Genomic DNA, 13,136 nt, shown 5'->3' on the forward strand with positions numbered 1-13,136 from the left:
CGTTCCTTCATAGTCGAAGGAACGCTTTTTTTAGATTGTAAGGTAATCCTTCTAGTTTTATAACCCATTGTCTTCTAAAAATCCGGTAATCGTTTCTGCTTCCACCGCAATCCCAACTGGTTCATCGGACGCTGTTCCCCTCGCAAAAACAATGCCTTCCACTTCCCCGGCTTCGTTTAAAACCGGACTTCCACTGCTGCCATTAAACACCGATGCCGAGATAATCATCCGCTCTCCTTCGGTGTTTCCCGGTTCAACAATCTCTCCGCTGCTTGCAACCCACGTAAGCCGAAGCGGATTACCGATAACATAAATCGATTCTCCTGATTCAGCCGAAGCTTCCTTTACAGCAAGTCCTGGAATCGCTGGTTCTTCCACCTGCAGAAGAGCCAGATCGTTTTCTTCATCAGCCGCCACTAACGAAGCTTCCTGCCACTCCCCGTCTTCGGTATATATTCCTATCTGTTCTACTCCTTCAATCACGTGCTGATTGGTTAAAAGGTAGCCTTCTTGCTCGAGAGCAAAGCCCGTACCTCTTTTTTCCTCGCCATCCGCCTGTCCCTGAACCGTTACGATCGAATCTCTCCAGCTTTCTACCTCCTCATCCTGGAAAATTGCATTGGATTCATGCAGCAGCCGCAGCGAGTCCAGACGAAACCCATCAAACAGAAGGTAACTCGATTGAAACACAAGTACCATCGCAATACCGATGGCCACTATTCTTACCCCGGCTTTTTTGCCATTTTTCCGCTTGTGTTTTTTAGGAGGCTCCGGTTCCTCTTCCAAAAAGTCCTCGAGCTCTGGATGTTCATACTTTTCGTCGTACAGTTCTTCTATACTGTCTTTTTTCTTATTTGTCATCAACGTTTCTCTCCTATGTAATAAGCTCTCTTCCGCCGATCCTGCTTCAGGCAATTGACAAAACAGGGAAAACTAGCTAGAATAAAGCCTAGTAAATTAATATGAATACTCATATTAAGAAAGGGCGATAGGTCATGAAACCACATTCTGTTCTTCCAGGCGCCGAGTCTTTTTACTACCCGGCTGGAAACAGCGCTGTTCTGCTCTGTCACGGTTTTTCCGGTACCCCGCAAAGCGTAAAAGATGTGGCCGCTGCATTTTATAAACACGGCTACTCTGTGTATGCGCCTCTTCTGAGCGGACATGGGACACATTTTACTGACCTGGACTACGTGACTGCAGCCAACTGGAAACGGGATGTAAAAGATGCGTTTGAATGGCTCGCTTCGAGGCATGAGCACGTATTTGTTATGGGGCAGTCCATGGGTGGTACCCTTGCTTCCTATTTAGCATCTATTGTTAAAGATGCGTCCGGCATGATTCTCATTAATGCTGCCATGGAGGTTCCCGGCTTAGCAGAAATGGCAGAAACAAGCACTGCCTCCTATATCGCAGAAGGAGAGCCGGACATTCATGACAGCTCGCAATACGAAATAGCCTACCGCCGTCTTCCCGTGCATGCGGTCCGGGAGCTGGTCAAGTTAACCGAAGCGGTCAAGCCGCTGCTGCCTTCCATTACAATGCCAGCTCTGCTGTTTAAATCAGCGGTTGATCATGTCGTTCCCCCTGAAAACACAACAGAAATTTATCATGCCATCCGCTCTCCGGATAAAACGTGTATTACGTTACCGCAATCTTACCACGTAGCAACGATGGACTATGATAAACAAATCATTATTGACCAGACGGTTTCTTTTATGAAGCGCATTCTTTCCCCGGATCATGCAGCAGTCCTCCGTGACTATGAGTAGAACCACGCAAAAGCGGGAACAGAGAAAAGAAAGGAGCGATCCATCCAAATGAACTCACCTATAAAAGCTATCGCCTTTGATGTGTATGGCACTCTATTTGATGTGCAGTCTATTTCTTCTACCTGTGAAGTGTTTTTTCCGGGTGAAGGAGAAAGCGTCAGCCGCTTATGGAGAGAAAAACAGATCCAGTATACATTTCTCCGCCAGATTATGGGGCGATACGAACCATTTTCCAAAGTAACGATGGATGCTCTTCGTTTTGCTTCAGCAGCGCACGGCAGAAGATTGTCATCCCAGCAGGAACAGCAGCTCATGCAGGCGTATCAAACGCTCGACCTGTTTCCGGAAAGCCGCGAAACGCTGGAACATCTAAAGCAGGAAGGCAAGCAGCTTGTTGTTTTCAGCAACGGTTCTGATGATATGCTGCTTCCTCTTCTGCGTTATGCAGACATCAATCAATATTTGGATTTAGTACTCACTGTGGATGAAGTCATGCAGTATAAACCTTCTCCAGCTGCGTACACATTGATTTTAGATCATACCGAATGTAAAAGACAAGACATAGCGTTTTTATCCAGTAACGGCTGGGATATCAGCGGCGCCCAGTCTTTCGGTTTTCACACGGCCTGGATTAACCGCAGCGGCCAGCCCCAGGAAGAACTTGATGTTCCCCCTGACATTACCTACGACTCACTGGCGCCTCTAAAACAGTGGTTCTGATTCAATCTAAGGGGCGGGCGTCTCTCGCCTGTGCCAATTATGTTAAAAAAGACACGGAGTTTATCTCCGTGTCTTTTTTCTATGCTTCAGAAGAAACCGGCTCAAAATAAACTTTCTTAAATCCGGCCATTTTTTTGCTGTCGTCAATAATAAAGTAAAATTCTTCCGTTTCATTTTTCACATCGTACACACTGCCGGGTGTCAGTACACTATCCACTTTGTATTTGGCCGCATTGGCGTGAATACATTTAATTTGTTTACCGGTTTCTGCGGTTTCCCACGTCTTATGTATCATGCTGCACTCCCTCGTTTCGTTCTTATTTACTCATAAAAGTATAACAAAAAACCGGCTTCCCTTAAAGGAAAGCCGGTTCAGATTAGACGAACATACCTGCAATCGAAGCACTAAGAAGCGATGCAAGAGCACCTGCTGCAACTGCACGAAGGCCAAGCTGAGCAATTTCTCCGCGTCTTTCCGGTACTAGTGCACCAAATCCACCAAGAATAATAGCCATGGAAGATAAGTTGGCAAAACCGCAAAGCGCAAATGTAATAACAATAACCGATTTCTCTGATAGGTTCTCAATTTCCGGTGCGAAAGAAGCATAGGCTACAAATTCATTAATAGCCAGCTTCTGGCCGATGTAGCTTCCGGCCTGCATCGCCTCTGCCCACGGCACACCAATCATAAAGGCGACCGGTGCAAACACATACCCCAGTATTAATTCCAGCGTCAGGTTACCGGCTCCAAAAACGCCGCCGACAGTCCCGAGCAGGAGATTAATCAACGCGATTAGCGCGACAAATGCAATCAGCATCGCCGCAACATTCAAGGCAAGCGTCATCCCTGTAGAAGCGCCACGGGCAGCTGCATCAATTACGTTTTGGGACTCGGTATCTTTTCCAATAACGATGTCATCTGTTGTATTTTCCGCCTCTGTCTCCGGCATCATCATTTTAGCCATGATAAGACCGGCCGGCGCTGCCATGAAACTTGCAGCAAGCAGATAGTTTAATGGAATACCAAGACCTGCATATCCGAATAGTACAGAACCTGCCACGCTGGCAAGTCCTCCTGTCATTACAGTAAACAACTCAGAGCGGGTCATGCTCGGAAGGTACGGTTTAACGACCAACGGGGCTTCTGTCTGCCCGACAAATATGTTTGCGGCGGCTGACATCGATTCGGCTTTGCTTGTACCCAGAATCTTTGAAAGAATACCACCGATGATTTTAATTACGACCTGCATTACACCTAAGTAATATAAAATTCCGATAAGTGAGCTGAAAAAAATGATAACCGGCAGGACGGTAAAAGCAAATATTGCCTCTTCCAGAATAAAATCACCGAACAGGAACTGCACACCTGCATTAGCACTGTTAATAACTTCCTGTACACCAATCGTAAACTGCTCCAGAACACTTCTTCCGAAACTCCACTGCAGAACGATAAAAGCAAAAAATACCTGAAACGCAAGACCACCTAAAATCGGCCGGAATTTTATTGATTTTTTTCCGGTAGACAGCAGAAAAGCCAGAAATAGTATAAAAACAATACCCATTAAACCCCATAAAAAGTTCATTGGCCGTCACTCACTCCTTTTTTGAAAACGCTCTCCTTCCCTTTAAATTAGGAAAGAACATGGATACTTTATCAAATAAATAACGAAAAGTAAACAGCCGTTTGCTGAATCGAACAAATTTTATGTAATATTCCTTTACATCATATACGAATCACAAAAAAATTCGTAATTTCACTGTGAATACCGTAAAAAAACAAAAAAATCCTGCCATTGATGATGGCAGGATTCCAATCGTATTTATTCTACGCTTAACCGAAGATCCGGAAGGTGATTAAGTATAAACTGTGATTTCTCTGAATCCGAACGCGATGAAAACTGGCGGTAGTATTTAAGTGCCGTTTCAAAATGGGCAGGCATATTATTATATTCATCAAGCACCCGGTCAAATGCATCATAAGCAAGCATTAATGCCCCAACCAGATCAGTGATCGGCATAATGTACGTTTTGGAGTCATGGTGGGAGGCTGTGCATAACGTCATGTGCTCCACCTGGTCATCGAAAAAAGCCGCTGCTTCTTCTACGTATGGACGGTAGAGCGGATCTACTGTTTTCGCTTTTTTTTCAAACAGCGAACGCCATTCCCGGCAGAAGCTGATCAAGTACGGGAGATCATCCTTTATAATAGTTATATCAAAACCAGCCTGTCTAATACGATCCATACTCATTGGTTCCATTGTCGTCTGGCTGGTCCCTACATAGTAAAATTTGCGGCGATAAGCTTTCATATGACACCCCGTCTTTCTAAATTAATCAATGTAGTTTATTTTTCTCATTGTAACACTTAACAAGAACGTTTCCTACTATTTTTATTCGGTCTTCTCTATCTGCTCAAGTTCCTCTATGATGCCATACACCGCCGTTATCCCATGTTCGGCAGTTAAACAGGCCACACCGAGGGGTGTTCTCCAGAAATAATCAGGAATCACAGGTGCTCTTGCTGCGGGGGCCTGATACAGCGCTTTGTATATGCGCTGTACGTGAATCATGACATCCGGTTCTCCGGCAGTAGGATCTCCTCTTGCCGTATTAAAGACGAATTGAACAGACTTCAACAATGTATTTCCCGGCATATAGGCATACTCTTTGTAACGTTTTACTTTTTTCCCTGCTTCTGCTGCCAGCTCTTTTTCCACAGCCAGTTCAGCAGCCTGTTCTTCCAGATGCCGGTATACTACTTTCAGCACCTGCCGCTTTTCATTCATCATTAATTCATTTGTGTACACACTGCGAAGCATATCGTATGCCTGTCTTTCATTCATATTCTGCACTCACCCCTCTACCAATTAAAAGGAAAATCAAGTTCTGTATCCATCTGCCCTTTAATCGTTTTAATATAAACACGCTCTCCATTTAAAAACTCCCGGAAAGGGATTTGAACAGGGGGCCTGTTGCCTCCAATTCCTACATGAATAGAGAGGGTCTGCGGTACATAAACAGCGGTATGGATCGTGCCTGACCAGTTTTTGTAATCATTTGTGTAAATTCCCTTCCCCTCATGATTAAACAAGTAAAACAGCTCAAGAGCCTGCACCCTGGATAAGTCCATCGATTTGAAAATCTTTTCCCTGCGGTATGAATCTTTTAAAAAATGGCGGTTCTCTTCCTGCAGCCTTTCGGTAACAAAATGATTGGTACACCAAAAGTCATCTTCCTGCCTGACCGCAAGCTTTCGGGGCGATGCTTCTACTACGGCACGCCGTCCGCCCGCATCATACATTGAATAATTAAAAGAATGGCGGTGCGGCACTTCTTTTAAAAACTGAACCGCTTCCTCTGTAGTGCGGCAGTTTTCAAGTACCATCCGGCAGATATTCGAGCAGACAAAACCCTCTTCCGGCTTAATTCGGTGTACAAAATGATACCCGATTGCCAGGCCAAACTCGTTCATACCATCTGTACGCCCAACCATGCGTTGGGAAAAACCAAATGTAGCAATTCCATCTTCCGGCTGATGCATCATCATCCGGCCTTCATATGTTTTTGGAAAGTAATCGTAATTTCTTGCATAGATGCCATTGACCATTAAAGCACTGCAGCCGGCACGCACCCGGTCTCCCTGATAGCCGCTGTATTCATGCACCACATCGTATAAAGGCCATTTCAGCTCTTCCGAGATTCCTTCCAGCTCATCCCAAATGCCGCTGGAGTAACGATTTAGAAGCTGTTTCGTATCTTTAAAATCAATGCTGTACCGCCTCGTTGATTTTTCACGCCGTTTCCAGTGTACCTTCTCAATTAATGTATCCTTCCACTCTCTGCCCTGCTCGCGTCCGATATCGTAATAACTGCCCCGATAAGCGCGAAGCGGCATATTTATCATTTTCATGGCAGACTCCTTAAAACTTTTATCTATTCCATTGTTTTGTACGGTATCGAAAAGCATTTCCTGCTCTCCAAATCCAGATCAGGCTGAAAAGAGAAGCTGCAGATGCAGCGGCGGCAGGAATCCAGAGCGTGAAGGATGCAAACAGGATCCCTCCCGCTGCCAGCAGCCAAAAGCTTATAAATAGAAACAGACGATTCTGCAGATGCAGAGAATATTCAAACGTAAATTGTTTCTGTCTTTCTTCCGACACTCTTTTTTTATCAGGTGCCCGCAGATACGCCTGCAGGTCTGACGGAACGGAAAGCAGCGGCCGGGCATAATCTTTTACAATCCCCTGCCAGCCGTTACCAACACCTCCCACATCCTCCTGGTTGGCAATAATCCATTCCATTACCGGGGGCTTAGATGCTTCAATTAAATCCAGCTCCGGATCAATAATATATAAAACACCGATTAAAGTAGACACGGCCCGACCGAGAAAAGCAAATTCGCTCGGCATCTGGATTGGTTCTTTTTTCATTAAGTCCTGGATATCTTCGAGGTACGCTTCCACTTTCTGTTCATCCCACTGCGACATATCTTCTTGAAAATAACGGTCCATCAGTTCTTCAAATTTTTCTTTGAGCCGGTCTTTGTCGGCATGATCAAGCAGAAAGCCCAGCTCTCCCATAGCTTCGATGGAATCCTGATAGCGGTCAAACACAAACCCCGCTACAATTTTACGAAGGGAGACGGCCTGGGCCGGCGTAATCGTTCCTGCCATTCCAAAATCAATCAGCCAGAATGTACCATCTTTGTTTAAAAAAATGTTTCCTGGATGAGGATCGGCGTGAAACTTTCCCGGCTTTAGAGCCTGCTCCAGAAATCCTGTTAATAAACGAAGCGCCAGTTCCTCTTTTGGGAGCCCGTATTTTTCGATAAATGCCGTATCAGTCACTTTCACGCCATCTATCCACTCCATTACGAGAACTTTTTCCGTACAAAGCGACTCTTCATACGCCGGGATGAAAAATTGTTCGGAATCTTTGTAGCGTTCACTAAAGTTCATCGCATTTTTATATTCTTTATAAAAGTTCAACTCATCGCCGATTACATCTTCTATTTCTTTATAAAGGCGCTTCATGTCTGTAGAATCCCCGATTTTCGTAAATCGGTCAGCAAGCGCCATTACCATGCGGAGCGCTTTAAAGTCGGCCCTGATAATCTTTTCGATACCTGGACGCCTGACTTTTACTGCCGCTTCCCTCCCATCAGCAAGCACGGCTTTATATACCTGTCCGATTGATGCTGCTGCTACCGGATTTGTATCAATAGATGTAAGGTGGTCATATATATTACTCTGCCACTCTGCCTCTATTATTTCCATACAATCTTCCCATTTTTCCGGAGGCACACGGTCAATTAAATCAGATAATTCATCTATGAACTCTTTTGGCAGAATATCCGCACGGGTGCTTAAAAACTGGCCCAGTTTAATTAACAAACCTTCCAGTTCCAGCGCTTTGTTCCGGTAAATTGAGGCCTGCCTGCGCAGCAGCTCCCTCCACTTTTCTTCATCCCACTGTTTCGCATGACGTTTTTTAAACCATATTACTTTTAAAAACATAGAAATGCTCATTGTTAAAATAGTAATAATACGATACCAGGACATAAATTTCACGGGAATCCCCTCATTTTCCGGCAGTACACCGTCTAGAGCTTCTGCTTCTGTTATATTATGGTATCATAGAAACATGAATTTTCTTACTAATATGAATGTGTGGGATGGGAGGTCTTTACATGGCCCTTCGTGATCGGTTTATTCTGCTTTTTATATTCGTTGGCGCTTTAGCTGCACTGGTTGTATCTATTGAAGAAATGCGCCTTTACCCATATGCTTCTGCAGTACTTTTCTTCTTTGCTGTAAGTATGGCAGGATTTCTGCTTTTCTATCCTCACGTAAGTTCAGCCGCCGCCGCCGCCGGCACTGTTATTTTAACTATTGGATTTATTCTGCTCCCTATTATAGAAGGCTCCACTTTTCTATGGCCGGCTGTTATTTTAACTATTTTGACAGCCGCTGCCGCGTCGGCGCGGGTTTACGCGCATAATCAGTCTTCTTCCTAACAGCAAAAAACATCAGTCCTCGGGGTCTGATGTTTTTTATCTATTTGCTTTTATTACAGGCAGGACCAGCGTCTTACATCACTCACAAGTTCTGTAACATCACTATTTTTGAATTCTGTGTCTTTTAATTCCTCGGTAAATAAATAAATAATAATCGTATGCCTGTCGCGATTATCAATTACTTCTACACTGCTTTTTTCAGCTTTTTCATTTACTACAGGAAGCTGGAGCCTCTTGCTGACTTGTTCTGCGTCAATTCGGCCTTTAGGGATATCAAGGACAATTTTCAAGTGATCATCCATATCATCACAAATCATTCCCCAGCGTTTACCAAACCAGGCTCTGCAGCCTGTTGTGCTAATAAGAGTTAGTCCGTAGGGCGGTGTTGGCACAAATTTTGTGCTGGCCCACCCTTTAAGTTCCATGGCGCTGCAGAGCTCTTTAGCTTTTTCTACCACCAGCGTATGTTGATTTTCTTTAACTGGCATGTAAATCCCTCCTTCAAACTTACTCTACACCGCATTATGAATTTTCCCTTACTATAGAAAATTCAGAATATAATGTTGTTACATTAATGTACCACAATCTCAAAGTGGTTGTCGATGATTTTACAAAAACGTAAAGAAAGCGTATTCAAACAGGTGGGAAATATCCCCTTTTTACTTTATAATACGGTATATATATTTCATAACAGCGGCAGTGCGTAACAAAACCGAAATAATCAGGAGCGCTCAAGGTCTCTTTCCCTTTAAATAATCACATTTATATACTCGTTTTCTTCATTATATTGTTTCAGATTATTCAATAATCGTTCCCATCTTAAAAATCCACCTAAAAGACATAAAGTTTAATCAAATTAAAATAGTATTTTAGCAGAAATATTGTTAGTATATAAAATAGTGAATATTTATTGAAGGGAAGACGTATATGACGTGGAATGCTAAAAACATAACAAATATACTTGCTGCTCTCATTGTAATTGGGATCCTCGTATACTTTTTCGGCTTTAACAGTTCAAATGAAAGTGCTGATGATTCAAATAACGAGTCTTCACCTGATCAGGAATACTCGTTGGATGATTATGAAGGGTACGGGGTGAGTTCGTCCAACCAGCAGGCCGTTGATACCGGAATGGCCATACTGGATCAGGGTGGGAATGCTGTTGATGCAGCTGTCGCTGTGTCTTTCGCACTTGGAGTAACAGAACCGTTCGGCTCTGGTATCGGCGGCGGCGGCGGCATGATGCACATGCCGTCAGCTGCAGATGTGCCTACATATTACGATTACCGGGAAACCGCCACAAGCACCAATCCTGCTGATCAAATCGGCGTACCCGGATTCGTAAAAGGCATGCAGACGATTCACGAGCAGCACGGAGAGCTTCCAATGGAAGATCTTCTGCAGCCGGCGATCGATTACGCTGAAAACGGCTTTGAAGTGGATAACACGCTTGCCAACAGGCTTACCTATGCTAAGGATAGGATCATGGTAAATGGACCTCTGCCCGAAAACTTTTTCCCTAACAATGAACCAATTCAGGAAGGTGAAACACTTGTACAGCCTGAACTTGCTCAAACGCTGCGTACGCTTCAGGAAAATGGACTGGATGATTTTTATGAAGGCGAAATTGCCAACCAGATTAGTACGGATGTAGCACATATTGAACCTGCTGACCTGCAGAATTATACGGTAGCTGAAACTGAAGCGGCGGCCGGCGAATTTGAAGGCAGCACCGTTTATTCAGCCGCACCTCCTCTTTCCGGCATTACCATTATCCAAATGCTTGGCATGGCCGAATATTTAAATGCCGGAGATGTCATAGATAACGAAGCGGAATACGTAAGGCTCGTAAGCGAAATTACGAGACAGGCGTACTTTAATCGTTTGAATCGATTAGGTGACCCTGCGTTTGAGGAAGTAGATGTAGAATTACTAACAGGCAGCACTTATATCGAGAACCGTGCAGATTTTGTTCAGGAAAGCAGACTTGACAATGTCACTGCTTTAGACGAACATGATGGAGTTGAGCACACAAGTACCACTCATTTTGTTATTATGGATGAAGAAGGTCAAACGATCTCAGCTACGAATACCCTTGGTAACTTCTTTGGTTCCGGAAACTATATAGACGGGGCCTGGATGAACAGCCAGCTCGGCAACTACAGTGATGATCCCGAGTCACCTAACTTTCTTGAAGAAGGCAAGCGTCCGAGAAGCTTTATGGCTCCGACTATTATTCAAGGGGAAAACAATTCCTCCGTTATGGGACTCGGTTCTCCGGGCGGAGACCGTATTCCAAGCTCAATAGTGGAATTTCTGCTAAGACAGGCCTACACGGATGAAAGTGTTCAGGATTCCGTAGATCACGGAAGGTTCCATCCGGAAGTAGACTTGATTCATATAGAAGAGCGCATGGCAAATGACCAGCTGATTGAAGATCTCGAAGCTTACGGCTACCAGACAGAAGTCCAGTCGGTCGCTACGTACTTTGGGAACATGACCGGCCTTGTCCGAAACAATGAAGAGGAAACAATGGAAGGCATTTCTGACGACAGACGCGGTGGAGCCTACGATATTAATTAATAAGAAAGAAGGAAACAGATGTGTTAATACACTCAAAAAAAGTAATGATGAAAGTATTCCCCTACGTGTTTTTGGTTGCTCTTGTATTCTTTATGTATTTCTTTAAATCTGATGAAGTGTTAACTCACCAGGAACAGGAATACATCGACTCCCAGCTTTACGAAGAAGAAAGCAGCGATTTTTTCAGCGATTCGGAATAAGCCTTTAGGCTGTTCCACGCTGCATACAAGTTTGTTACAAGAGGATAGTCCAGCTAGAACAAGTAAAAGCCTGAAATCGTTTCGCTTCACAGACGTAGGTGTCTCTTCTGTAAATACTATAGTAGAGACACTTTCCTTATGTGTAAAAACTTCCTGTAGGGCTCTTCTTGAAATCATGAGGAGGAGAAAAACATGCTTTTAATCATTTTGGCCTGTTTAGTGCTCGTGTTAATAGGCCTGTTGGAAAAACGTAAACACGACCGGGAAATTGATAAAATCCCTCTGCGTATTAACGTAAACGGCATAAGAGGTAAATCAACGGTAACCCGGCTTATTACCGGTATCCTGACCGAAGCAAATTACAAAACGATCGGTAAAACAACCGGTACGGAAGCAAGGATGATATATTGGGACCGCTCGGAAAAACCTATTATCCGAAAACCTGAAGGAGCCAACATTAAAGAACAGAAATTCATGCTTCAAAAAGCTTCTTCCAAAGGAGCCGAAGCTTTTGTTTCTGAATGTATGGCCATCAACCCGGAATACCAGCGGATTCTGCAGCAGGATTTCCTGAAAGCCAACATCGGCGTTATTCTAAATGTATATGAGGATCATATGGATATTATGGGTCCTTCGCTTGATCACGTAGCAGATGGCTTCACTACAACTATTCCGTATAACGGAAAATTGATTATCGGAAAAGGTCCTTATTACGATCTCTTTTCCAAAATAGCTAAAGAGCGCAACACGGAAGTATTTGTTGCGGACGAAGATGAAATCCCGGAAGGATTTCTTCAAAAGTTTTCGTACATGGTTTTCCCTGAAAATATAACTATTCCTCTTGCTGTAGCTAAGGCGGTAGGAATTGATAAAGAAACGGCACTGCGCGGCATGCTTCGTGCCAATCCAGACCCCGGCGCGCTTAGAATTCTTTCGCTCGCCCAGGCCGGAAAAGAGCCATCCTTTATGATTAATGGATTTGCTGCCAACGATGCCCATTCTACTTTATCGATTTGGGACCGCCTTAAAGATTCGGCGTTTATGAAAGACGATACTATGATTATTATGAACTGCCGGGAAGATCGTGTAGACCGCACAAAAGATTTCTGCGAAAACGTGCTTCCCTACCTTCCAGCTAATAAGCTTGTGTTAATTGGACGTAACGTCTACCCTGCTTTGAAAGCAATGGAAAAAGGCCTTCTGCCTTATAACCGTGTCATTAACCTGGAAGCAGAAAACCGTGAAATGATTTTAGAAACAGTAAAAAGAGAAGCCAACGGCTCTACTATTTACGGAGTCGGAAACATCCATGGAATGGGCGAACTATTCATGGAGGAATTAAGAAATTCTCCTGATGTAATAGAGAGAAATGTCGGCGAGGAGGCCATTTAATTGTTTGGAACAGATTTATATATTGCTTTAGTGGTAGGAGTCGTACTTAGTCTCATTTATGCAGAACGCACCGGCATTATGCCGGCCGGCCTTATTGTGCCGGGCTACCTTGCCCTTGTATTCGACCAGCCTGTATTTTTGCTTGTTATCTTCCTAGTCAGCTTGTTCACTTATTTGATTGTTACGTACGGTCTTTCACGCTTTATGGTACTTTACGGCCGCAGAAAATTTGCTGCGATGTTGTGTACAGGAATTGTGCTCAAACTATTATTTGATTACTTTTACCCCATACTCCCCTTTGAAATATATGAATTTAGAGGACTTGGTGTTATTGTTCCCGGACTCATTGCAAATGCTATGCAGCGTCAGGGTGTTATCCCTACGGTAGCAAGCACGATTGTATTAACGGCTGCAACGTTTGTCATTATTACACTCTACTATCTGATTTAGGGG

15 protein-coding genes are annotated in these 13,136 nt (G+C 44.0%); 7 read left to right on the top strand and 8 right to left on the bottom strand.

Annotation, left to right across the window (positions count from 1 at the left end):
• Window positions 1-57: 57 nt before the first annotated feature.
• Window positions 58-861: a S1C family serine protease gene (locus AC5W2J_RS05560; protein WP_496058498.1), complete on the bottom strand. Its 804-nt coding sequence runs from the start codon at window positions 859-861 to the stop codon at window positions 58-60.
• 134 nt (window positions 862-995) lie between these two features.
• Between AC5W2J_RS05560 and AC5W2J_RS05565 the strand changes: the two genes are divergently transcribed.
• A complete protein-coding gene (locus AC5W2J_RS05565; protein ID WP_496058499.1) occupies window positions 996-1,772 on the top strand; it encodes an alpha/beta hydrolase in 777 nt (258 codons plus the stop codon).
• A 48-nt stretch (window positions 1,773-1,820) separates the two neighbouring features.
• Window positions 1,821-2,492 carry a haloacid dehalogenase type II gene (locus AC5W2J_RS05570; protein WP_496058500.1) on the top strand — a complete coding sequence of 224 codons (672 nt, stop codon included), beginning with the start codon at window positions 1,821-1,823 and terminating at the stop codon, window positions 2,490-2,492.
• Between the two features lie 79 nt (window positions 2,493-2,571).
• Here the strand turns inward: AC5W2J_RS05570 and AC5W2J_RS05575 are convergent, their stop codons facing one another.
• The 6 genes from AC5W2J_RS05575 to AC5W2J_RS05600 all read right to left on the bottom strand — a co-directional run bounded on the left by AC5W2J_RS05575 (window position 2,572) and on the right by AC5W2J_RS05600 (window position 8,053).
• Entirely contained in the window at window positions 2,572-2,787 is a 216-nt protein-coding gene (locus tag AC5W2J_RS05575) for a DUF6501 family protein (protein ID WP_496058501.1), read from the bottom strand.
• Window positions 2,788-2,869: 82 nt separating this feature from the next.
• Window positions 2,870-4,075, bottom strand: a complete 1,206-nt coding sequence (locus tag AC5W2J_RS05580; RefSeq protein WP_496058502.1) for a NupC/NupG family nucleoside CNT transporter — start codon at window positions 4,073-4,075, stop codon at window positions 2,870-2,872.
• Window positions 4,076-4,312: 237 nt separating this feature from the next.
• Complete coding sequence (locus tag AC5W2J_RS05585; RefSeq protein ID WP_496058503.1) at window positions 4,313-4,801, bottom strand: hypothetical protein; 489 nt, start codon at window positions 4,799-4,801, stop codon at window positions 4,313-4,315.
• Between the two features lie 81 nt (window positions 4,802-4,882).
• Window positions 4,883-5,335 carry a hypothetical protein gene (locus AC5W2J_RS05590; RefSeq protein WP_496058504.1) on the bottom strand — a complete coding sequence of 151 codons (453 nt, stop codon included), beginning with the start codon at window positions 5,333-5,335 and terminating at the stop codon, window positions 4,883-4,885.
• 17 nt (window positions 5,336-5,352) lie between these two features.
• Window positions 5,353-6,402 carry a C45 family autoproteolytic acyltransferase/hydrolase gene (locus tag AC5W2J_RS05595; protein WP_496058505.1) on the bottom strand — a complete coding sequence of 350 codons (1,050 nt, stop codon included), beginning with the start codon at window positions 6,400-6,402 and terminating at the stop codon, window positions 5,353-5,355.
• Between the two features lie 19 nt (window positions 6,403-6,421).
• The gene (locus tag AC5W2J_RS05600) at window positions 6,422-8,053 is read right to left on the bottom strand and encodes an ABC1 kinase family protein (RefSeq protein ID WP_496058937.1); all 1,632 of its coding nucleotides are present in this window, start codon (window positions 8,051-8,053) and stop codon (window positions 6,422-6,424) included.
• A gap of 128 nt (window positions 8,054-8,181) precedes the next feature.
• Between AC5W2J_RS05600 and AC5W2J_RS05605 the strand changes: the two genes are divergently transcribed.
• The gene (locus AC5W2J_RS05605) at window positions 8,182-8,508 is read left to right on the top strand and encodes a hypothetical protein (RefSeq protein WP_496058506.1); all 327 of its coding nucleotides are present in this window, start codon (window positions 8,182-8,184) and stop codon (window positions 8,506-8,508) included.
• Between the two features lie 53 nt (window positions 8,509-8,561).
• Here the strand turns inward: AC5W2J_RS05605 and AC5W2J_RS05610 are convergent, their stop codons facing one another.
• On the bottom strand, window positions 8,562-8,996 hold the full coding sequence (locus AC5W2J_RS05610; protein ID WP_496058507.1) for a hypothetical protein: 435 nt from the start codon (window positions 8,994-8,996) through the stop codon (window positions 8,562-8,564).
• 439 nt (window positions 8,997-9,435) lie between these two features.
• On the opposite strand from AC5W2J_RS05610, the gene AC5W2J_RS05615 reads away from it, so the two are divergent.
• The 4 genes from AC5W2J_RS05615 (at window position 9,436) to pgsC (ending at window position 13,133) form a co-directional block, all read left to right on the top strand.
• The gene (locus AC5W2J_RS05615; RefSeq protein WP_496058508.1) at window positions 9,436-11,091 is read left to right on the top strand and encodes a gamma-glutamyltransferase family protein; all 1,656 of its coding nucleotides are present in this window, start codon (window positions 9,436-9,438) and stop codon (window positions 11,089-11,091) included.
• A 20-nt stretch (window positions 11,092-11,111) separates the two neighbouring features.
• Window positions 11,112-11,291: a hypothetical protein gene (locus AC5W2J_RS05620; RefSeq protein WP_496058509.1), complete on the top strand. Its 180-nt coding sequence runs from the start codon at window positions 11,112-11,114 to the stop codon at window positions 11,289-11,291.
• 192 nt (window positions 11,292-11,483) lie between these two features.
• Complete coding sequence (pgsB, locus tag AC5W2J_RS05625; protein WP_496058510.1) at window positions 11,484-12,683, top strand: poly-gamma-glutamate synthase PgsB; 1,200 nt, start codon at window positions 11,484-11,486, stop codon at window positions 12,681-12,683.
• Window positions 12,684-13,133 carry a poly-gamma-glutamate biosynthesis protein PgsC gene (gene pgsC, locus AC5W2J_RS05630; RefSeq protein ID WP_120194319.1) on the top strand — a complete coding sequence of 150 codons (450 nt, stop codon included), beginning with the start codon at window positions 12,684-12,686 and terminating at the stop codon, window positions 13,131-13,133.
• Window positions 13,134-13,136: the final 3 nt, after the last annotated feature.

Source organism: Sinobaca sp. SA16-1 (assembly GCF_059510515.1).